The following is a 22,043-nucleotide window of genomic DNA, read 5'->3' as shown; positions in this document are numbered from 1 at the left end:
TACCTAGTGCTTACTTTGGATAAGGTGCTGACATACAAATAAAAAACGGCCTGAGGGAGTCAGGCCGCCTGGATGTTGCCGGGTAATGCCGTCGACTGATGGCAATACGCCGTTTGCGAGCTTACTTCAATACGGCCAGCGCCGCGTCGTAGTTCGGCTCTTGACCGATCTCCGGTACCAGTTCGCTGTGCAGCACCGTGTCGTTTTCGTCCAGCACGACCACGGCACGGGTGGTCAGACCCACCATCGACCCGTCCGCGATGGCAACGCCGTAGTCCTGCATGAACTGCGCGCCGCGCATGGTCGACAGGTTCTTCACGTTTTCCAGACCTTCGGCACCGCAGAAGCGCGCCTGGGCGAACGGCAGGTCGGCGGAGATACACAGCACCACGGCGTTGTTCAGCTCGTTGGCCTGGGCGTTGAATTTACGGATGGAGGTGGCGCAGGTCGGGGTATCGACGCTCGGGAAAATGTTCAGCACCTTGCGCTTGCCGGCGAAGGTTTCAAGGGTGGCGTCGGACAGATCGGCCGCCACCAGCTTGAAGGCCGGCGCCTTGCTGCCGACGGTTGGCAGTTCGCCGCTGATCTGTACCGGGGAGCCTTTACGAGTCACTTGTGGCATGAGCTGAGTCCTTGTTTGAGTGGCATGAAAGCTCGGAAGTTAACCATGAAAAAGCGTGGCAACCTACCGCCAGAAACGATTTTGTTGTCAGGAAACGGGGTGCATTACCGGTTTGTCCATCAGCCCCGGACGCGAGCATACGTCCACCACCCAATCGACGAATACCCTCACCCGCCGTGACGTCTGATGGTGTGCCGGGTACAGCGCGGTCAAAGGCAATAGCGGTTGCTCGACATCGCCCAGCACTTCGATCAGCTCGCGTCGACGCAATAACTCGGCGACGTGGTAGTACGGCGTCTGTACCAGTCCGTATCCCGCGCAGCACGCGGCGAGGTAGCCATCGGCGCTGTTGGTCGCCAGGGCTTTGGGCAGGTCCGGCGCCTGGGTCCGACCATCGATGACGAACTCGATCCCATAGCGCTTGTTCGTGGTCGAGGAAAAGTATTCGATGATCCGGTGGTGCTGCAGATCGGCCAGACACTGCGGCGTGCCCCTGCGTTGCAGATAACCCGGACTGGCGCACACCACCTGGCGCATCTGAGCGAGCGGTCGCGCCACCAGCGAATGATCGAGGGGCTGCCCGCCACGGATCACGCAGTCGTAGCCCTCCCGGATCAAGTCCACGGGCCGGTCATTCATGCCCACTTCCATTTCCAGCCGGGGAAACCGGTCGGTGAACTCCGGCAGCAGCGGCATAATGATCAGCCGACCGATGCCCGACGGCATGTCGATGCGCAGCAACCCTTCCGGGTCTCTGGCCACCGAGGAAAACACCGATTCGGCCGCTGCCAGTTCGTTCAGCACGTTGACGCAACGGTGGTAATAGGCTTGACCGTCCGCCGTTGGGGTCACCTGCCGCGTGGTGCGCATCAACAATTGCACACCGAGCTGAGCCTCCAGCTGCTTGATCAAAATGGTCACCGACGCCCGGGGCATGTGCAGGCTGTCGGCGGCCCTGGCGAAACCGCCCAGCTCGACGATGCGCGTGAAGGCGCGCATCGCATTGAATTTATCCATGGTCAGTCACGGTTCCGCTGAAAGATTGTTTAGAAATAACCAATAGTGAAAGCACTTTTAGCCGGTTTATCCCGACGCTGTCGAGGCGCAAGAATGGTGATCCTCTTGATCGACAAGGCATCCATCATGCAAACGCGTCAACTTGGCAAAAATGGACCGCAGGTCTCGGCTATGGGCCTGGGCTGCATGGGCATGACTGACTTCTACACGACGGGCAACAACGCCGACGAAGCCATCGCCACCCTTCACCGGGCGCTGGAGCTGGGCGTCACCCTGCTCGACACCGCTGATATGTACGGGCCCCACACCAACGAAGAACTGCTGGGCAAGGCGCTGGCCGGCAAGCGTGACCAGGTGTTCATCGCCAGCAAGTTCGGCATCGTGCGCACACCAGGTGACGCCGGCGCACGCGGGGTCAATGGCAGTCCCGAATACATCCGCGCCGCGATCGATGGCACGTTGCAGCGTCTGAAAATCGACACCCTGGACCTTTACTACCAACACCGCATCGATCCGGGCGTAGCGATCGAAGAGTCGGTTGGCGCCATGGCCGAGCTGGTCAAGGCGGGCAAGGTGCGTTTTCTCGGTTTGAGTGAAGCGTCGGCCATTACCCTCGAACGGGCGCACAAGGTGCATCCCATTGCCGCCTTGCAGACCGAATACTCCCTGTGGAGCCGCGACCCGGAAGAAAACGGCGTGCTCGACACCTGCCGCCGTCTGGGCATCGCGTTCGTGCCGTACAGCCCGTTGGGACGCGGTTTTCTGACTGGCGCACTGAAAAGCCCGGACGACTTCGCTGCCGATGACTATCGCCGCAGCAGCCCAAGGTTCCAGGGCGAGAACTTCGCCAAAAACCTGCTGCTGGTGCAGAAGGTGGAACAACTGGCGGCCGCTAAAGGCATCACTGCCGGCCAACTGGCGTTGGCCTGGGTGCTCGCTCAGGGCAATGACGTCATTCCGATTCCTGGCACCAAGCAACGCAAATACCTGGAGGAGAACGTCGCTGCCCTGGACGTAACCCTCGAAGCGGCGGAATTACAGGCGCTGAAAGACCTGTTTCCGGTAAACGCTGTCGCAGGTGGCCGTTATCCCGATGCGGCGATGAAGCTGGTCAACGGGTGAGGCGGGTTTCTCGACAGCCGCTCAAATGGCGGCTGTTGAGTGGCTTCCTGGAACCGGCTGGTTGGCGGATACGCTTTCCCGCGAGCAAGCCGGCTTCCCACGACTCAGGTCGGCCGCGTGGGATCAAAAATCCCGCTTGTAGAAGATATCCAGCGAACTCGCCACACCGCCCGCGACCTCCAGGTACACCTTTTTGCTCAGCAGATAGCGCAAGGTCAGCGTATTGGCCGGTTCGAACACCCCCACGCCGTAACGCAGGCTGAGCTTGTCGGTGATCTTGCCGCTGGCGACCACGGCGGTCTTGTCCCCGCTGCCCGAGGTGTCCAGATCGAAATCCTGAATCCCCAGCCCGGACGCCAGCTTGCCCGCCGTCGATGAACCGCCGGCCAGGCCCAGTGCCAGCGCCGCTTGGGCGACCATGTTGCTGTCTTCGCCGTTGGTGCTCAGCGGGCGACCCAGCACCAGATAGGACAGCGCCTGTTCCTGACTCATGGCCGGTTCGGAGAACACCGTGGTGGTCGGTTGCTCGGCGCTGCCGCTCAGGCGAATGCCGGCAATCACGTCGTCGGTCTGGCGAATGGCTTCGATGTCCAGATACGGCTGATCGACCGGCCCGGCGAACAACAGGCGAGCCTTGCGAATGGTCAGGCGCTGGCCGTAAGCGCGGTAGCGGCCGTCGTTGAGATTCAGCTCGCCGCGCGTGTCCATGTTGTCGCCGATGTGCACGTGCCCGACGAGATTGGCGGTCAAGCCAAAGCCGCTGAAACTCAAGGTTTCCTGGCCCACTTCGACGTTCACGTCCATGGCGATGGCCAGCGGGGTTTTGCCCTGTTTGGTCTGCTGGCCGACGATCACCGTGTCATCAGAGACTTTCACGGTAGAGGGCGGTAGCTGGCGCACGGTGATCTCGCCTTTCGGGATCAAGACCTTGCCCGACACCGCGAGCCGGTCGCCCTGCAGTGTGATCTTCAGGTCCGGCGCGGCCTCAAGCTTGGCGTAAGGCTCAACGGTGATCGGCAGGTGCGTGCCCTTCAGGGCAACGTCGACATCCAGCGCATCGGCCCAGGCCACATGCCCGCCAATGCTGCCCTGGCCCGCCGGGCCGCTGCGCCAGTTGCCGGTCAGATCAACGCGCTCGCCGGCGATCAGTGCCTGCACGTTGAGTTTCTCAAGACTCACCGGCAATTCGGGACCGGACACTTCAGCATCGTTGAGCGTGACAGTGCCGTTGACCTGGGGCGCCAGCAGGCTGCCGGAGATCCGCCCGCTGCCGTTGAGCTTGCCGTTGAGCTTTTCCACCATTGGGACGAAGGGCCGTGCGACCGACACGTCCAGGCCGCGCAGAGTAAAGTCGCCGGTTACAGGCTTGCTCCTGGCGATGGGGTCGATGCTCAACCGGGCCAGCAACTCGCCGAGCTTGCCGCCCCGAAAATCGAGGCTGGTGTCGACTTTCTTCGGGGTCAGGCTGCTGGTCAGCTTCAGCGTGTCGTAAGGGAAGTCCAGCCACTGGTTCTTGTCCTTGACCCGCAGTGTTCCGCCACTGGCGTCGATGACCACCTGACCATTGGGGCCGGCAGCAGGTAAGTCCAGCTGGATGTCCGCATTCAATGCGCCCTTCCAGGCGAAATCCTTGGGCAGCCATTGCGCCAGACTGTCCAGCGGGAAGCGCTTGAGGTGATAGCGCAGCCGCGGCTCCGGCAGCAGACGCTGGTCTTCGCCGCACAGGCTCGCAGGCCCCGATACCCAGCAATGGGCACCGAAGTTGACCTTGCCGTCAGCCAGGCGCTCCAGCTTTGCCGGCTGTTGCAGCTTCCAGTCCTGCCCGCCGCTCTGGATGTCGCCGCTGGCCAGACGCCCGCGCCAGTTGCCTTGGTCCAGATTGCCATCCAGCGCGAGGGCCAGTTTCAGCAGCGGCCCCTGTAGGTCGAGTTTCACCTGCTGGCGTTTGATGTCGCCCTGGCCGTTGACGCTCAGCGCGCCCAGTGCGGTGTCGCCGGCTCGAATGCCCGTGGTCTTCAGGTCAACCGTCGCGCGCTGGGCGTTGTCGAGTTTCGCCGCCAGGGAGAGGGTTTGCAGCGTGTTTGCCTGAAAAGCCAGTTGGGTTCCCGTCAAGGCCAGTTGGCCTTGGGGCGCCTGGACCGTGCCGGCAACGTCGACGCGTCCTTTCATCTGGCCTTGCAAACCGGGCCACAGTTGACCCAGTCGCGCAAGATTGATGTCCAGTTGTCCGGCGATTTTCTGCTGGAGGCTGCCGGTGCCTTGAATCCGGTTGTCGCCCAGACGAATGTCCAGAGCGTTGAGACTCCATTTGTTGTCGGCGCCATCGGCCTTGGCCTGCAACACCGCAGGCTGGCCGCGCAGGCGCCCCTTCAAATCCAGATCGGCGTTCAGCGTCAGTTGTTCATCGCGCATCGAGCCCTTGCTGCGCAGCGGACCGGCCAGGGAGCCCGGCAATTCCGCCACCCAGTAAGCAGGATCGATGGCGCTGAGATCCAGTGCCGTGTCCCAGGCGATGCCATCGGCAAATTGCAGGTTGAGGTGACCGCTTGCCTTGCCCTGCCCGGCTGCCAGCTCAAGTTGAGGCAGGAAGAGCTCCTGCAGATCACCGCTGAACGGGCTTTGAAGAGTGAACGGGCCGGCCGGGCCTTTGAAGTCGCCGGCGAAATGGCCGAGGTACTTGCCGTCGGTGTAGGACACCTCGCCGGTGAACGTATGCACGCTGGCCTGCGGCTCGTCGATCAAGGGGTACAAGCGATGCCAGGGGAAGTCGAGCCAGTCAATCTTCGCGTCGGCGCGCAGGCCCTGCTGCCAGTCCAGCTTGCCACTTGCCTTGAGGCGCTGGTTGTCACTCGCCGTCAGGTCCAGGGCCGCAATGTCCGCGCCCTTGGCATCGACCCGGCCTTGTAATGCCAGCGCCACCGGGCCTTTTTCAGCGGGGAGGCTGGCGCTGCCGGTGATGGCGTAGCCCTGGGCGAGATCGCCCTTCGCGTTGAGAATCAGCTGATTGAGCTGCAGCGTGTCCGGCAGATCAGCGCTCGGCTTGAAGTTGTCGCTGGTGATGGCGATGTCTGCCGGCAGGTTCTCCACCAGCGGTTGCAACTGCCCCACGAGGCTCGCGTCGAGGTAGCCCTTGCTCTGCGCGTTCAGCTTCAATGTCTTGAGCAGGTCCCCTTGAATGTTCAGCGCCATGGACAGCGGCTGACCACTGACGTCCGGCAGCTTCAACTGCCCCTCGGCGGTCAGCGGCCAGTCACCCTCGGGTTTGAGCAGGCCCGACAGATCAAGCGCGATGTCATCGCGACCGGCGTGGAGCGAGTCAATCTTCAGCCCGTCAGCGGTCCAGTGGGCTGCCAGCTGCAGGTCGCGAACCTGTTCGGTGCCGTCCAGGTGCAGGCTGCCGATCTGTACGCGACCCAGCTGCAACGCCAGCGGCAGCTTGAGGTCCGGCAGCGTGATCGGGCCGCTGGCAGCCGCGTCGCTGGAGGGTGCAAATTGCAGCCTGATGTCGCCTGTCTGCAGGTTGTCGATGCACAGCGTCATGCGCGCCAGGCACGCCGGTGACCAGTCGAATATCGGTGCGTCCACTTCGACCTTGCTCTGGCCTTGCTGCCAGATCAGGTGATCCGCCTGCCATGCGCCGCCAAGGCGACCGGAAAACCCTTCGACCGAGAGGCCCGGAACAAGACCGAGGGCCCAACGGCTGCCGCTTTGCGTGCCGAGAAGAATGCTCGCCGTCAGCACCAGCAAAATGATCAGCGACAGCAGCGTAATCGCCGTTATGGCCGCTGCACGTTTCAACAAAGCCACATTCGTCACAGTTCAGGTCCCATCGAGAAGTGCAGACGAATGCCGCCGTCTTCATCCAGTGCGTGGGCGAGGTCAAGGCGCAGCGGCCCGACCGGCGATACCCAGCGCACGCCAATGCCGACGCCGGTCTTCAGGCTGGGCAAGTCCAGCGAATTGAACGAGTTGCCCTGATCGACAAACGCGGCCACGCGCCATTTTTCGGCGATGGAGTATTGGTACTCGGCGCTGCCGGCGATCATGTAACGGCCGCCGATCTTGTCGCCTTCGGAGTTTTCCGGAGACAGCGATTGATAGTCATACCCGCGCACACTCTGGTCGCCACCGGCGAAAAAGCGCAGCGATGGCGGGATCGATTTGTAGCCGTTGGTGGCACTGCCACCGACCTGCACCCGCCCAAGGAAACGGTGATTCTGCGCCACGGTGGTCAGCCCTTTGAGCATCACCGTGCCGTGCACGAGGTTGGCGTCCGAGCCCAGCCCTTCCTTGGCGACCTGGGTGTCGAACTGCAGACGGTAGCCATTGTGCGGGTCGATGCGGTTATCGCTGCGCAGGTACGAATAGCTGACGCCGGGCATGAGCAAGGTGCTGAGGCCTGCGTCGTTGCCCAGCCGGTATTCTTCGCGCTGCCATTTCAACGAAATCACCCGCTCCCAGCCGCTGGGCAGTTTGCTGTGCCATTCGGGCCCGACGGTCAGCAGTTTGCTGAGGCTGTCGGTGTCGGCGATTTCTTCGTATTGATAGCCGCCGGCGAAGCGCAGTTTGTCGGTCAGCGGCGGGTCCAGCGGGATGTCGTAGAACAGGCCGACGTTTTGCCGAGGGGCGGAGATCTCGGCTTCAGCGCCATAACTGTGGCCCTGGGGATTGACCCAGTGCCGCGTCCAGTTGGCTTTTACTCGCGGGCCGACGTCGGTCGAGTAGCCGACGCCCAGCCCCATGGTCCGCGGTTTTCGGGTCTGCAACTGCACGTCGACCGGAATGACCTGGGCCTGGGCGTCGGTGGGCGATGCATTGACCCTCACGCCTTCGAAATAGCCGCTCGACTGCATGGCCTGGTTGAGCTCGGCGATCAGTTCGGAGTCGTAGGGCGTGTTCTGTTTGAACGGCACCATGCGCCGCAGCAGGTCTTCATCGAATGGCGCGTCGCCGCTGAAGGTCACTTTGCCAAGGGAGAAGCGCGGCCCGCTGTCGTAGACCAGTTCGATGTCGGCGACACCGGCGCGCGGATCAACGGACAGGCGCTGGGTCACGAACCGGCCATTAAAGAAGCCGTAGCGGGCGGCCTGGGTTTCGATGAGGTGCTTGGCGTCCTCATAGACGCCATGATTGAGCACCGCCCCGGGTTTCAGGGCGTCGCCCTTAGGCACCCGGAATCGTTTGAGCTGGGTCGCCTGCCCGGTCACACGAATGGACACATTGCGCAGGTGCACAGGCTCGCCGGCCTTGACCTTGAGCAGCAGTTGCAGGTTGTTGTCGATGTGGCGGACTTCGCTGTCAATCTGCGCCTGATAGTACCCAAGGGCCTGAGCGGCCTTTTGCGCCTGCTCGACGGCCCCCACGCTGAAGCGTTCGAGCGCTGGCTCGTCGCGCTCGCCGAGGCTGCCCACATACCCTTCGATGTTGGATTTGAGCGCGGCATTGGACGGCTTGATCCGGACTTCCAGCTGCGCATCGGCAAACGCCGTGCAGCTGGACAACATCAGGAGAAAGCCACTGGTGTATCGATGGGGAAACTTCATAGGCGCGAATGCTACACGAGCGACGCGGGCTGCTGAAACCCGCTCAAATTGGAAAGCTTGCGTAGCTCAAGCCACAGAGCCCAATGAAACCTGGGGGTTTGGGCGGAAAAATATGCGTTCTCGGACGGGTCCTACTTCCACTTCGCCGATTTCTTGATAACCGTGTCGATTGTAGAAATCCAGATAATGGCCATTTCCCGTGTCGAGGACGATGCCTTCCGAGTTTCTATCCTGACCGCACCAGTCATGCAACGCCAGAAGCAACTGCTCACCAAAATGCTGGCCCTGAAAATCAGGATGGACGCCGAGCAGCGGAAGCACATGAACCGCTTCCGACGGTGCACAGGCCAGCACGTCATGGTAATACTCCAGGTAGCGCTGGGTCCCGCGCAGGCCGGTGCTTATCAACATGCGAATCCGCCAGGCCCAGCTCTCGGTAATGCCCAGCCGCCGCTGGGGAGGCGCAATCAGCGCAACGCCGACCAGACGGTCCGCCACGAACAGCCCCAACGCCGGCAAGTCCTGAAGAAAGTGCTGTTTGACCAGCGCACGGATGGTCGCCTTGACCCGGTGCTCGTAGCCGGAGCGGCCGGATTCGAACAGGTACGCGAAACTCGGCTCCTGACGGTAGGCGAGGTACAGCAGCGAGCGGGTTTCGCGGGAGTAGCCGCTGTCGAGCTGACGGATCTGCGCCGTTTCGCTAGGCAGTTCAGGCATGGTGTTCGTCCTTTTGATGAGCCCCGGGGCGGCCCCTCGGGTGCGCTCTGGGTGGTGGTCTTCAAGGCTTCGAGTCGCCGCCCGCCAGCGCAGTTCCCACGACTTGGCCGCCGACTCCAAATGCGCGCAGCCCAACCGCTGTCTCACAGAGCGCCTCTGACGCTGGCCGTCGCCGGACAGGTCGGCTAGCATCGCCGTTTGTGTTTGCCAGGACCGCCGCCCATGAAAATTGTGTCTTTTAATATCAACGGCCTTCGCGCCCGACCCCATCAACTGGCGGCGTTGATCGAGAAGCATCAGCCCGACGTCATTGGCCTGCAGGAAACCAAGGTCTCCGACGAGCAGTTTCCCCAGGCCGATATCGAAGCGCTGGGTTACCACGTGCACTTCCACGGCCAGAAAGGTCACTACGGCGTTGCCCTGCTCTCGCGTCAGCCGCCGCTGTCGATTCACAAGGGCTTCGACAACGACGATGAAGACGCCCAGCGCCGTTTCATCTGGGGCACCTTCGCCGATCGCAACGGCAATCCGGTGACGGTCATGAATGGCTATTTCCCACAGGGCGAGAGCCGCGATCACCCGACCAAATTCCCGGCCAAGCTGCGCTTCTACGCGGACTTGCAGAATCTGCTGGAAACGAAATTCAGTAATGACCAGCCGCTGGTGGTGATGGGCGACGTCAACATTTCCCCGGAGGACAGCGACATCGGCATTGGCGCCGACAACGCCAAGCGCTGGCTGAAAACCGGCAAGTGCAGCTTCCTCCCGGAAGAGCGCGAATGGCTCGGCAAGCTCAAGAACTGGGGCCTGGTGGACAGCTTTCGCCATCTGTACCCGGAAGTGGTCGATCAGTTCAGCTGGTTCGACTACCGCAGTCGCGGTTTTGAAGACGAGCCCAAGCGTGGCCTGCGCATCGACCTGATCCTCGCGTCCCACGGCCTGCAACCGCGCATCAAGGCAGCGGGCGTGGATTACCATTTGCGGTCGATGGACAAGCCTTCCGACCACGCGCCGATCTGGCTTGAGCTGGAATAACCGATCCATTGAATGATGAGCCGCACGGCGCCCTGCCTGCGGCTTGCTCCTCCCACGCGCACAAACCCGCGATCTGTCATCTGGCCGTCATCGGCCTGTCTTACTCTCCGGCCACCTCACCTCCTATAAAGATGCCGCACATGCTGCGCACCCTCGCTTACCTACTGCTGTCTTCAGTGCTCGCGGTGGCCACATCCGCGAACGCGGCTGCCCTGCCCGCGCCCACTGACGGCTCGCCGGCCTTGCGCATTCAGGGCTCGAATACGATTGGCGCACAGCTGGGGCCAGCCTTGGTCAGAGGCTTGCTGATGCAGCAAGGCGCACTGGCGATTCAGGAACAACCCGGCGCGCACCCAAACGAGCTGCGTATGACCGCCCAGTTGCCGTCGGGCCAGAACGTCAGCATCGACATCGCGGCCCACGGATCGAGCACCGGGTTCGTGGCTTTAAAGGAAGGCTTGGCGGATGTAGCGGCCTCCTCCCGTCCCATCAAAAAGACCGAAGCCACCGAACTGGCGGCCTTGGGTGACCTGCGCAGTCATGAGGCCGAGCAGGTCATCGCCATCGACGGTGTTGCAGTGATTCTTCACCCCGGCAACCCGCTGCGGGAGCTGAGCACGGTCCAACTGGCGAAGATCTTTTCCGGAGAGGTCCGCGACTGGGAGCAACTGGGCGGTACTGCCGGGGCCATACATTTATATGCGCGGGATCAGCAGTCCGGCACCTTCGACACCTTCAACGAGCTGGTGCTGGCCAAGTCCGGCAAAACCTTGTCAAAGGAGGCCAGGCGGTTCGAGTCCAGCGAAGAGCTGTCCGATCAGGTCAGCCAGGACCGCCAGGGCATCGGTTTTATCGGCCTGCCCTACGTCCGGCAGGCCAAGGCCGTGGCGATCATCGATGGAGATTCCAAACCGATGCTGCCCACGGTCAGCCTGATCGCCACCGAAGATTATCCGCTGTCACGCCGCCTGTATTTTTACCTGCCGCCCGATTCAAGACAGCGCTGGGCCAAGGCGCTGGTGCGATTCGCCCAGAGTCCACAGGGCCAGTCCATCGTGGCGCAGAACGGGTTCGTGGCGCAGACGGTTCAGGCGGTGAAAGTGCGGACGACGACGCAGATGCCACTGGCGTACCAGGATCTGGCCCGTGAGGCGGAGCGGCTGTCGGTGAATTTCCGTTTCGCCCAAGGCAGCGCGACCCTCGACACCAAGGCGATGGTCGATCTCAAGCGGGTGGTCGAGTACCTGAAGGCCCATGAAAAACTGGATAAGAAGGTCACGCTGGTGGGGTTTGGCGATGCCAAGAGCGACCCGGCGCGAGCGCAATTGCTGTCCAAACTGCGCGCCATGGCGGTACGCCGGGAATTGCTGAAACATCAGGTGGTACTGCGTGACGTGCGCGGGTTTGGCGACGAAATGCCGGTGGCGACCAATGACGGCGATGAAGGCCGGATCAAGAACCGCCGGGTAGAAGTCTGGGTCGACTGAGGCGGTTCAGCCCTCCAGCAATGTACGGCTTACCGGCGACGTCGTGGTCGGTCACCGATGTTCGCTGCGCATCATCTCTTTCGGCACGTACTTGCCGATTTCGAACTTGCCGATCGCCGCGCGGTGGACTTCGTCCGGACCGTCGGCCAGGCGCAGGGTGCGCTGCATGGCGTACATGTAGGCCAGCGGGAAATCGCCGGACACTCCCGCGCCGCCGTGCATCTGAATCGCCCGGTCGATCACCCGCAGGGCGACGTTCGGCGCGACCACTTTGATCTGCGCGATCTCGCTTCTCGCCACCTTGTTGCCCACGGTGTCCATCATGTAAGCGGCCTTTAGGGTCAACAGGCGGGCCATGTCGATTTCCATGCGCGAGTCGGCAATCTTGTCGATGTTGCCGCCCAGTCGTGCCAAAGGCCGGCCAAACGCGGTGCGCTGCACGGAGCGTTTGCACATCAATTCCAGCGCGCGCTCCGCCATGCCGACCGAGCGCATGCAGTGGTGAATCCTTCCCGGGCCAAGGCGTCCCTGGGCAATCTCGAAGCCGCGCCCTTCACCCAACAGGACGTTTTCGTACGGCACGCGCACGTTCTCGAACAGCACTTCGGCATGACCGTGGGGCGCATCGTCGTAGCCGAACACCGGCAGCGGTCGTACGATTTTCACGCCGGCCGCGTCAGTCGGCACCAGAATCATCGAATGCTGCTGGTGACGGGGGCCGTCCGGGTTGCTCAGGCCCATGAAGACCATGATCTTGCAGCGCGGGTCACAGGCGCCGGAGGTCCACCATTTGCGGCCATTGATGACCCACTCATCGCCATCGCGCACCGCTGTCGCGGCCATGTTGGTGGCATCCGAAGAGGCGACATCGGGTTCGGTCATGGCGAAGGCCGAGCGAATCTCGCCGCGCAGCAAGGGTTCCAGCCACTGTTCCTTCTGCGCTTCACTGGCGTAGCGCACCAGCACTTCCATGTTGCCGGTGTCCGGGGCGGAACAGTTGAAGGGCTCCGGGCCCAGCAGCGAGCGACCCATGATCTCCGCCAGCGGCGCGTATTCGAGGTTCGACAGCCCTGCCCCGCGTTCGGATTCCGGCAGGAAGAGGTTCCACAGCCCCTCGGCCTTTGCCTTCGCCTTGAGCTCCTCCATGATCGCCGTCGGTTGCCAGCGGTCGCCTTCGGCCACCTGGCGCTCGAACACCGGCTCTGCCGGGTACACGTAGGTGTCCATGAAGGCAGTCACGCGCTCGCGCAGTTCCTGAACCTTGGGGGAGTAAGCGAAATCCATGGGCTGCTGCCTTCTGTGAGGTGTTATCAGGTCGTGATCCGATGCTAGAACAGCGCCCCCCATTTATCTAACCTATTCTCTGCGTGTATAAACATTCATAACCGATATATGATTCGGCGCATTCCAAACAACAAGAACTGCACGAGGCGCACAGCAATGAACCTGAGCAAGGTCGATCTCAATCTCTTTATTGTGTTTGACGCCATCTACACCGAAGCCAATCTAACCCGCGCCGGTCAGATCGTCGGCATCACCCAGCCTGCCGTGTCCAACGCCCTTGCACGCCTGCGCGAAACCTTCAACGATCCGCTGTTCGTGCGCACCGCTCAGGGCATGGTGCCCACGCCGATGGCGCAGAACATCATCGGCCCGGTGCGCAACGCCCTGTCGCTGCTGCGGGTGTCTGTGCAGGAGAGCAGGATTTTCAATCCGCTGCAGGCCAACAAGAATTACCGGATCAGCATGACCGACCTCACCGAAGCGGTGATTCTGCCGGCGCTGTTCCAGCGGCTGCGGCGTCTGGCGCCCACCGTGACCATCGAAAGCTTTCTGTCCAAGCGCCGGGAGACCACCAAGGAACTCGCGGCGGGCCGCCTGGATTTCGCCGTCGACGCGCCGCTCAATACTGATCCCCAGGTACGCCACGTCAAGCTGATGGAAGACCGCTATGTCTGCGCCATGCGCCGCGGCCACCCGCTGGCGAACAAGGAGGCCATCAGCCTGGATGACTACCTCGGCGTGGCGCACATTCACATTTCCAGCCGGCGCAGTGGCTTGGGCTATGTGGATCTCGCGCTGGGGAAAATGGGGATCCAGCGCAAGGTCGCGTTGCGTTCGCAGCATTACCTGATGGCCTCGCAAGTGCTGCAGCAGACCGACATGGTGATGACCGTTCCCGAGCGCTTCGCCCGCCGCAACGACCTGCATTTCGTGTACTTGCCGGTGAACGACGTGCCGACCGTGGAAACCCACCTCTACTGGCACGAAAGCACCGATCAGGACCCGGCGAACCGCTGGATGCGTGAGCAGATCATTGAGCTTTGTCAGTTGGTGACGGCGCAGGAACGCAAGTTGGGCAAGACCCTTGAAGCAGCGGTGAAGTAGGTCTTGTGTTCCAGCCAGTACATCGGGTGCATGCGGTCCTGCGATTTGATGCTCCATCCATCGCCATCGGTTGCACGCGGGCTTTTAGTGGGACCGGCTTTAGCCGGGAAGAGGCTGGTCTGAACACCATCAGTTTTGATGCGTGGCTGCAGACGCGGCTTTTGTAGGACCGGCTTCAGCCGGGATGAGGCCCCTGTGGACACCATCAATTGTGCGGCGTGGCTGCTGGCCCTTTCCCGGCTGAAGCCGGTCCTGCATTCAAAACGCGGTCCTGCGATTGGCAAAAGCTGTCCAGTGCTTGATAACGCCACTTGACGTTAACGTAAAGCCCCACTTACGTTACGCCCAGGCCTTCCGTATCGAGCACTGCCATGACCGCCACCACGTACAGCATTTCCGACCTCGCCCGCGAGCTGGACATCACTACCCGGACCATCCGCTTCTACGAAGAGCAAGGCATGCTCACCCCCGAACGGCGCGGGCTGGAGCGTGTTTATTCGGCCCGTGACAAAGTCACCCTCAAGCTGATTCTGCGCGGCAAGCGCATCGGCTTCTCCCTCGCCGAGTGCCGCGATCTTATCGATCTGTACGACCCCGCCGGCGGCAACCACAAGCAACTGAGCACCATGCTGGAGAAGATCGCCGAGCGTCGCGCCCAGCTGGATCAGCAGCTCCTGGACATCCAGCAGATGCAGCTGGAGCTCGACACAGCCGAAGAACGCTGCAAGGCAGCACTGAAAATATCCAGCTGATTCAGTCCCATAGAACAACAACCTAAAGCCAAATCTTTCAGGAACGATGCCGCTATGTCTCTCCCTCAACGTGTGCGTCTGGTCGAAGTAGGCCCCCGGGATGGCCTGCAGAACGAATCCCGCCCCGTCAGCGTCAGCGACAAACTGCAATTGGTGCATGACCTCGCCGACGCCGGCGTCAGCTACATCGAAGCGGGCAGTTTCGTTTCGCCGAAATGGGTGCCGCAGATGGCCGGCTCCGCTGAACTGTTCGCCGGCATTCAGCGCAAGGACGGCGTGACCTACGCCGCGCTGGCGCCCAACCTGCGCGGGTTCGAAGACGCGCTGGCCGCTGGCGTGAAGGAAATCGCCGTGTTCGCCGCCGCGTCGGAGTCGTTCTCCCAGCGCAACATCAACTGCTCGATCAGCGAGAGCCTGGACCGGTTTCTGCCGATCATGGAGGCCGCACGCCTGCACGGCATCAGCGTTCGCGGCTATGTGTCCTGCGTGCTGGGTTGCCCCTATGAAGGTGACATTGCGCCGAGGCAAGTGGCGGCAGTCGCCAACGAGCTGTATGCCATGGGCTGCTACGAGGTTTCCTTGGGCGACACCATCGGCACCGGCACGCCGGGCGCCACCCGCACCCTGTTCGACGTGGTGGCCGGGCAGATCCCGCGCGGCAAACTGGCCGGGCATTTCCACGACACCTATGGCCAGGCGCTGGCAAACATCTATGCCAGCCTGCTGGAAGGTATTCAGGTGTTCGACAGCTCCGTGGCTGGCCTCGGCGGATGCCCCTACGCCAAAGGCGCTTCGGGCAACGTGGCCAGTGAGGACGTGGTTTACCTGCTGAACGGCCTCGGCATCGAGACCGGCATCGACCTGGACAAGTTGATCGCAGCCGGTCAGCGCATCAGCGACACCCTCGGTCGGGCAAACGGCTCACGGGTGGCGAAGGCACGTCTGTCGGCCTGATGTGCGACAAGTTGTCACACAGTGTTACCCTGCCCGCCATCGCGTTCAGGGAAACGGGTAACACGGAAACACCTGGCGACAGATTCAGCTCTGAATCCACGCGGGTGAAACCCGCAAAGCCCCGGAATCCGGGAATTTTGAAAAGTTGGCATGGCTTCTGCTATCTCTTACGCACAACAAAAATAACAAATGCAATAACCCAATAAAAACAAGACGTATCGGCTCTGACATAACAAGAACAACACGGACAGAGACGCAGCTAACTGATTTTTTTGGAGTGGATCGCTCTACTTGAGGCCTTGGCCTCATGACCGGACTGAGAACAATAAAACTGCGTTCAGGCAGCTACCAGACCAGTCGGATCGAAAGATCGAAGCGGATCAGCGCTCAAAAAAATACGTTTGCTCTTGGTCCCCATTGGGGGTCGCTCAGAAAAGCAAAAAAAGCTGGCTGCCAAAAACAACAATAGGCCACTTACTAATAAAAACGAGCATGCAATCGAACTTGAAGGGGAGCCCAGGCTCCCCTTCGTGCTATCCGGCATTTGTAAACCTCTCCCCCTTCCGTAACTCCCTGCCCTACGCGTTGTTCCCGTTGACATCACCACGACTGCAGGCTTACGTTAACGTAAAGGTGACACACATTTTTACCCCTGACAGCCCTCCAATAACAATACGGGATGCAGTCCATGAATTACCCCACGCTTAATTTCGGCCTCGGCGAAACCCTCGACATGCTGCGCGACCAGGTGCGCGCCTTCGTTGCTGCCGAGTTGGCTCCGCGCGCTGCACAGATCGACAAGGACAACCTCTTCCCCGCCGACATGTGGCGCAAGTTCGGCGACATGGGCCTGCTGGGCATTACCGTGGATGAGGAATATGGCGGCGCGGGCCTCGGTTACCTCGCCCACGTGATCGCCATGGAAGAGATCAGCCGGGGCTCTGCTTCTGCGGCGCTGTCCTACGGCGCCCATTCAAATCTCTGCGTCAACCAGATCAACCGCAACGGCACGGCCGAACAGAAGGCACGCTACCTGCCCAAACTGATCAGCGGCGAGCACGTGGGCGCCTTGGCCATGAGCGAGCCCAACGCCGGCTCCGACGTGGTCTCGATGAAGCTGCGCGCCGACCGACGCGGCGACCGCTTCGTCCTCAACGGCAGCAAGACCTGGATCACCAACGGCCCTGACGCCAATACTTACGTGATCTACGCCAAGACCGACCTGGATAAAGGCGCCCACGGCATCAGCGCCTTCATCGTCGAGCGCGACTGGCACGGCTTCTCTCGCGGCAACAAGTTCGACAAGCTCGGCATGCGCGGCTCCAATACCTGCGAGCTGTTCTTCGATGACGTCGAAGTGCCGGAAGAAAACCTGCTCGGTGCGCTCAACGGTGGCGTGAAGGTGCTGATGAGCGGCCTGGATTACGAACGCGTCGTGCTCTCGGGCGGGCCGGTCGGGATCATGCAGGCGTGCATGGACGTCGTCCTGCCGTACATCCATGACCGCAAACAGTTCGGCCAGAGCATCGGCGAGTTCCAGCTGATTCAGGGCAAGGTTGCCGACATGTACACCCAGCTCAACGCCAGCCGCGCCTACCTGTACGCCGTGGCCCAAGCCTGCGAGCGCGGCGAGACCACGCGCAAGGACGCCGCCGGGGTGATCCTCTACACCGCCGAACGGGCGACCCAGTTCGGCCTGGACACCATCCAGATTCTCGGCGGCAACGGCTACATCAACGAATTCCCGGCCGGACGACTGCTGCGCGACGCCAAGCTCTACGAGATCGGCGCCGGCACCAGCGAGATTCGCCGCATGCTGATCGGGCGCGAGCTGTTCAACGAAACCCGCTGACAGCGCCGGAGGCTCCATGACCACTCTGCACACCCTGATCAACCCGCGCTCGCCGGAATTCGCCACCAACAGCCAGGCCATGCGCAAGCAACTTGACGCGCTGCACGGCCTGCTCGACCACGTCCAGCGCGGTGGCGGTGCCAAGGCGCAGGAACGCCACACCTCCCGGGGCAAGCTGCTGCCGCGGGAGCGAATCAATCGCCTGCTGGACCTGGGTTCGCCTTTCCTCGAACTCAGCCAGCTCGCCGCCCATGACGTGTACGGCGAAGACGTCCCGGCCGCCGGGTTGATCGCCGGCATTGGTCGGGTTGAAGGCGTCGAATGCATGATCATCGCCAACGACGCCACGGTGAAAGGCGGCACCTACTACCCGCTCACCGTGAAAAAACACCTGCGCGCCCAGACCATCGCCCAGCAAAACCGCCTGCCGTGCATCTACCTGGTGGACTCCGGCGGCGCCAACCTGCCCCGTCAGGATGAAGTGTTCCCGGACCGCGAGCACTTCGGCAGGATCTTCTTCAATCAGGCCAACATGAGCGCCGAGGGCATTGCGCAGATCGCGGTGGTCATGGGTTCCTGCACCGCTGGCGGCGCCTATGTGCCGGCCATGGCCGACGAAACCATCATGGTCCGCGAACAAGCGACCATCTTTCTCGCCGGACCGCCGTTGGTGAAAGCCGCCACGGGCGAAGTGGTCAGCGCCGAAGACCTTGGCGGGGCCGATGTGCACTGCAGGGTTTCCGGGGTCGCCGATCACTACGCCGACAGCGATGATCACGCACTGGCGCTGGCACGGCGCTGCGTGGCCAACCTGAACTGGCGCAAGCTCGGCCAGTTGCAGACCCGCCCGCCCCAGGCGCCTTTGTATGGCGATGACGAGCTGTACGGCGTGATCCCGGCGGACGCCAAGCAGCCGTTCGATGTGCGCGAAGTCATCGCGCGGCTGGTGGACGGTTCGGTGTTCGATGAATTCAAGGCGCTGTTCGGCACCACGCTGGTCTGCGGCTTCGCCCATCTGCATGGCTACCCGATCGCTATCCTCGCCAACAACGGCATCCTCTTCGCTGAAGCCGCGCAAAAAGGCGCGCACTTCATCGAACTGGCCTGCCAGCGCGGCATTCCGCTGTTGTTCCTGCAGAACATCACCGGCTTCATGGTCGGCCAGAAGTACGAGGCCGGAGGCATCGCCAAGCACGGCGCCAAGCTGGTGACTGCCGTGGCCTGTGCGAACGTACCGAAATTCACGGTGATCATTGGCGGCAGCTTTGGCGCGGGCAACTACGGCATGTGTGGCCGCGCCTACGACCCGCGCTTTCTGTGGATGTGGCCCAACGCGCGCATTGGCGTCATGGGCGGCGAACAGGCCGCCGGCGTGCTGGTGCAGGTCAAGCGTGAACAGGCCGAACGCAGCGGCCAGACCTTCAGTGCCGAGGAAGAAGCGGCACTGCGCCAGCCGATCCTCGATCAGTACGAGCATCAGGGCCACCCCTGGTACTCGAGCGCCCGGCTGTGGGACGACGGCGTCATCGACCCCGCCCAGACCCGCGACATTCTCGGCCTGGCCATCAGCGCCTCGCTCAACGCCGCCATCGAACCGACCCGCTTCGGCGTGTTCCGGATGTGACCCGAGAGAATCGCCCCATGAATGATTTCGCCACACTCGACATCGTCCTCGACCCTCGTGGGTTCGCCACGCTCTGGCTCAATCGGCCGGAGAAAAACAACGCCTTCAACGCGCAGATGATTCGCGAGCTGATCATCGCCCTGGATCAGCTACAGAAGGACGACAGCCTGCGTTTTCTGCTGTTGCGCGGCCGCGGCCGGCACTTCAGCGCTGGCGCCGATCTGGCCTGGATGCAGGAGTCGGCCAACCTCGACTACAACACCAACCTGGGCGACGCCCGCGAGCTGGGCGAGTTGATGTACAACCTCGCCAAGTTCAAGGCGCCGACCCTCGCCGTGGTGCAAGGCGCTGCCTATGGCGGCGCACTGGGCCTGATCAGTTGCTGCGACATGGCCATCGGTGCCGATGACGCGCAGTTCTGTCTGTCGGAAGTGAAGATCGGCCTCGCCCCGGCAGTGATCAGCCCGTTCGTGGTGCAAGCCATCGGCGAACGTCACGCGCGACGCTATGCGTTGACCGCTGAACGTTTCGACGGCAACCGGGCGCGGGAAATCGGCCTGCTGGCCGAGTGTTACCCGGCCGCCGAGCTTGAACAGCAACTGGAACACTGGATCGCCAACCTGCTGCTTAACAGCCCCCAGGCCATGCGCGTCAGCAAAGACCTGCTGCGCGAAGTCGCCGACGGTGAGCTGACCCCTGCCCTGCGCCGCTATTGCGAGAACGCCATTGCCCGCATCCGCGTCAGCGCCGAAGGCCAGGAAGGTCTGCGCGCGTTTCTGCAGAAGCGCGAACCTGCCTGGCGCGGCGAGCCCCGCACGCTATGCCAACCGCTGCAAGACCCGCGCAGCCCACAAGGAGAGTCGCACTGATGAGCGTTCCGCACACACAACCGCTGAATTCGGTGCTGATCGCCAACCGCGGCGAAATCGCTTGCCGGGTCATGCGCACGGCCAAGGCCATGGGCCTCACCACCGTCGCCGTGCACAGCGCCACCGACAGCGATGCGCGGCACGTTCGAGAGGCGGACATCGCGGTGAACCTCGGGGGCAGCAAGGCCAGCGAAAGCTATCTGCAAATCGACAAGCTGATAGAGGCTGCCAAGGCCAGTGGCGCCCAGGCCATCCACCCCGGTTATGGGTTTCTCTCGGAAAACGCAGGCTTTGCCCGCGCGGTGGAACAGGCCGGACTGATATTCCTCGGCCCACCCGCCTCGGCCATTGACGCCATGGGCAGCAAATCGGCGGCCAAGTCGCTGATGGAAACCGCTGGTGTGCCGTTGGTGCCCGGCTATCACGGTGATGCCCAGGACGCCGCGACCTTCCGCGAAGCGTCCGCCCGTATCGGCTACCCGGTGCTACTCAAGGCCACCGCCGGCGGTGGCGGCAAGGGCATGAAGGTGGTCGAGCGCGACGAGGATCTGGCCGAAGCGCTGGCCTCGGCGCAACGGGAGGCTCAGTCGTCGTTCGGCGATTCCCGCATGCTTGTCGAAAAGTACGTGCTCAAGCCGCGCCATGTGGAGATTCAGGTGTTTGCCGATCAGCACGGCCACTGCTTGTACCTCAACGAGCGCGACTGCTCGATTCAGCGCCGTCACCAGAAGGTCGTCGAAGAAGCCCCGGCGCCGGGGCTGACACCGCACATGCGTCAGGCCATGGGCGAAGCGGCCGTGCGTGCGGCGCAGGCGATTGGCTACGTCGGCGCGGGGACGGTGGAGTTTCTGCTGGACGCGCGAGGCGAGTTCTTTTTCATGGAAATGAACACGCGGTTGCAGGTCGAGCACCCGGTGACTGAGGCGATTACCGGGCTGGACCTGGTGGCCTGGCAGATTCGCGTGGCCCAGGGCGAGCCGCTGCCGATCACCCAGGCCGAAGTGCCGCTGAACGGCCATGCGATTGAAGTGCGGCTGTATGCGGAAGATCCGGCCAACGACTTTTTGCCCGCCACCGGCACGCTGACGCTGTATCGCGAATCATCTGCGGGGCCGGGGCGCCGTGTTGACAGCGGCGTGGCAGAAGGCGACGAGGTCTCGCCCTTCTACGACCCGATGCTCGGCAAACTGATCGCCTGGGGCCAGACCCGTGAAGAAGCGCGCTTGCGGCTGCTGGCGATGCTGGATGAATTTGCCATCGGCGGTTTGCGCACCAACCTCGCGTTCTTGCGTCGCATCATCGCCCACCCGGCCTTCGCCGACGCCGAGCTGGATACCGGTTTTATCCCTCGCTATCAGGATGAACTGCTGCCAGCGGCCGAGGGTTTGACGGCGGACTTCTGGCAGTTGGCGGCCCAGGCTTACCTGAGCACTGCACCGGTGACGGCCAGAACGGACGATGCCCATTCGCCCTGGTCGACCCGCTACGGCCTGCGCCTAGGCGGCCCTTGCGAAGTGACGTTGCGCCTGGCGTGTGGCGCAGAGTCTCGAAGCATTGTGCTGCCGAGTGACTCCCGGCAGGGGGTTCGGCTGAACGGCGAGCATTTGCTGATCGAGCAGGACGGCGTGCGTCACCAGACGATTGCGATCCGTCGGGCCGACACTTTGTACCTGCGCTGGCAGGGCGACGTGCACGCGGTCCGCGCGGTTGACCCGATTGCTGAGGTGGATTCGAGCCACTGCCATCAAGGCGGCCTCACCGCCCCCATGAACGGCAGCATCGTTCGAGTGTTGGTCAGCGTGGGCGAACAGGTGCAAGTCGGCACACCGCTGGTGGTGCTGGAAGCCATGAAAATGGAACACAGCATCCGCGCGAACACCGCCGGCACCGTTGCAGCGCTGTATTGCGCCGAAGGCGAGATGGTCAAGGAAGGGATGGTGCTGGTGGAGCTGGAAGCTATGGTACAGGCCGAATGATCGACTGCTGGCTGGCTGCAATCTAATGTGGGACCGGCTTTAGCCGGGAAAGCGTCAGTGGTCACACCGGAATTGAGGGTGTTAA

16 protein-coding genes are annotated in these 22,043 nt (G+C 62.4%); 10 read left to right on the top strand and 6 right to left on the bottom strand.

Annotated elements, in window-relative coordinates; translation table 11 throughout:
- Nucleotides 1-121: 121 nt before the first annotated feature.
- Both tpx and BMY98_RS00590 read right to left on the bottom strand, forming a co-directional pair.
- Nucleotides 122-622: a thiol peroxidase gene (tpx, locus tag BMY98_RS00595; RefSeq protein WP_074883275.1), complete on the bottom strand. Its 501-nt coding sequence runs from the start codon at nucleotides 620-622 to the stop codon at nucleotides 122-124.
- 87 nt (nucleotides 623-709) lie between these two features.
- Nucleotides 710-1,639: a LysR family transcriptional regulator gene (locus BMY98_RS00590; protein ID WP_074883272.1), complete on the bottom strand. Its 930-nt coding sequence runs from the start codon at nucleotides 1,637-1,639 to the stop codon at nucleotides 710-712.
- Between the two features lie 126 nt (nucleotides 1,640-1,765).
- Between BMY98_RS00590 and BMY98_RS00585 the strand changes: the two genes are divergently transcribed.
- Nucleotides 1,766-2,761, top strand: a complete 996-nt coding sequence (locus tag BMY98_RS00585; RefSeq protein ID WP_074883818.1) for an aldo/keto reductase — start codon at nucleotides 1,766-1,768, stop codon at nucleotides 2,759-2,761.
- 123 nt (nucleotides 2,762-2,884) lie between these two features.
- On the opposite strand, the gene BMY98_RS00580 is transcribed toward BMY98_RS00585, so the two are convergent.
- From BMY98_RS00580 to BMY98_RS00570, 3 genes are all read right to left on the bottom strand, one after another.
- The gene (locus BMY98_RS00580; RefSeq protein ID WP_074883815.1) at nucleotides 2,885-6,559 is read right to left on the bottom strand and encodes a translocation/assembly module TamB domain-containing protein; all 3,675 of its coding nucleotides are present in this window, start codon (nucleotides 6,557-6,559) and stop codon (nucleotides 2,885-2,887) included.
- A gap of 14 nt (nucleotides 6,560-6,573) precedes the next feature.
- Nucleotides 6,574-8,304, bottom strand: coding sequence for an autotransporter assembly complex protein TamA (locus BMY98_RS00575; protein WP_074883267.1), 1,731 nt, complete (start codon nucleotides 8,302-8,304; stop codon nucleotides 6,574-6,576).
- Between the two features lie 66 nt (nucleotides 8,305-8,370).
- Nucleotides 8,371-9,021, bottom strand: coding sequence for a GNAT family N-acetyltransferase (locus BMY98_RS00570; RefSeq protein WP_074883265.1), 651 nt, complete (start codon nucleotides 9,019-9,021; stop codon nucleotides 8,371-8,373).
- A 222-nt stretch (nucleotides 9,022-9,243) separates the two neighbouring features.
- Between BMY98_RS00570 and xthA the strand changes: the two genes are divergently transcribed.
- Entirely contained in the window at nucleotides 9,244-10,056 is an 813-nt protein-coding gene (xthA, locus tag BMY98_RS00565) for an exodeoxyribonuclease III (RefSeq protein ID WP_074883262.1), read from the top strand.
- A gap of 140 nt (nucleotides 10,057-10,196) precedes the next feature.
- The gene (locus BMY98_RS00560; protein ID WP_074883259.1) at nucleotides 10,197-11,543 is read left to right on the top strand and encodes a substrate-binding domain-containing protein; all 1,347 of its coding nucleotides are present in this window, start codon (nucleotides 10,197-10,199) and stop codon (nucleotides 11,541-11,543) included.
- 51 nt (nucleotides 11,544-11,594) lie between these two features.
- Here BMY98_RS00560 and BMY98_RS00555 read toward each other — a convergent pair whose 3' ends face one another.
- Nucleotides 11,595-12,827 (bottom strand): acyl-CoA dehydrogenase, encoded by a 1,233-nt coding sequence (locus tag BMY98_RS00555; RefSeq protein WP_074883255.1) that lies wholly within the window; start codon nucleotides 12,825-12,827, stop codon nucleotides 11,595-11,597.
- 156 nt (nucleotides 12,828-12,983) lie between these two features.
- On the opposite strand from BMY98_RS00555, the gene BMY98_RS00550 reads away from it, so the two are divergent.
- The 7 genes from BMY98_RS00550 to BMY98_RS00520 all read left to right on the top strand — a co-directional run bounded on the left by BMY98_RS00550 (nucleotide 12,984) and on the right by BMY98_RS00520 (nucleotide 21,958).
- The gene (locus BMY98_RS00550) at nucleotides 12,984-13,931 is read left to right on the top strand and encodes a LysR family transcriptional regulator (RefSeq protein WP_074883252.1); all 948 of its coding nucleotides are present in this window, start codon (nucleotides 12,984-12,986) and stop codon (nucleotides 13,929-13,931) included.
- 371 nt (nucleotides 13,932-14,302) lie between these two features.
- Complete coding sequence (locus tag BMY98_RS00545; protein WP_074883249.1) at nucleotides 14,303-14,683, top strand: MerR family transcriptional regulator; 381 nt, start codon at nucleotides 14,303-14,305, stop codon at nucleotides 14,681-14,683.
- Between the two features lie 54 nt (nucleotides 14,684-14,737).
- A complete protein-coding gene (locus BMY98_RS00540; protein ID WP_074883246.1) occupies nucleotides 14,738-15,637 on the top strand; it encodes a hydroxymethylglutaryl-CoA lyase in 900 nt (299 codons plus the stop codon).
- 688 nt (nucleotides 15,638-16,325) lie between these two features.
- Nucleotides 16,326-17,489: an isovaleryl-CoA dehydrogenase gene (locus BMY98_RS00535; RefSeq protein WP_074883243.1), complete on the top strand. Its 1,164-nt coding sequence runs from the start codon at nucleotides 16,326-16,328 to the stop codon at nucleotides 17,487-17,489.
- 16 nt (nucleotides 17,490-17,505) lie between these two features.
- On the top strand, nucleotides 17,506-19,113 hold the full coding sequence (locus tag BMY98_RS00530) for a carboxyl transferase domain-containing protein (protein WP_074883240.1): 1,608 nt from the start codon (nucleotides 17,506-17,508) through the stop codon (nucleotides 19,111-19,113).
- Nucleotides 19,114-19,130: 17 nt separating this feature from the next.
- Nucleotides 19,131-19,982, top strand: a complete 852-nt coding sequence (locus BMY98_RS00525) for a gamma-carboxygeranoyl-CoA hydratase (protein WP_074883237.1) — start codon at nucleotides 19,131-19,133, stop codon at nucleotides 19,980-19,982.
- Nucleotides 19,982-21,958 carry an acetyl/propionyl/methylcrotonyl-CoA carboxylase subunit alpha gene (locus tag BMY98_RS00520; RefSeq protein WP_074883234.1) on the top strand — a complete coding sequence of 659 codons (1,977 nt, stop codon included), beginning with the start codon at nucleotides 19,982-19,984 and terminating at the stop codon, nucleotides 21,956-21,958. Before BMY98_RS00525 ends, BMY98_RS00520 begins: the two co-directional genes overlap by 1 nt.
- Nucleotides 21,959-22,043 lie beyond the last annotated feature (85 nt).

Source organism: Pseudomonas graminis, from assembly GCF_900111735.1.
Lineage (GTDB): Bacteria > Pseudomonadota > Gammaproteobacteria > Pseudomonadales > Pseudomonadaceae > Aquipseudomonas > Aquipseudomonas graminis.
Note: the sequence above shows the minus strand (reverse complement) of the source record. Positions and strands in the feature narration are given on the sequence as shown.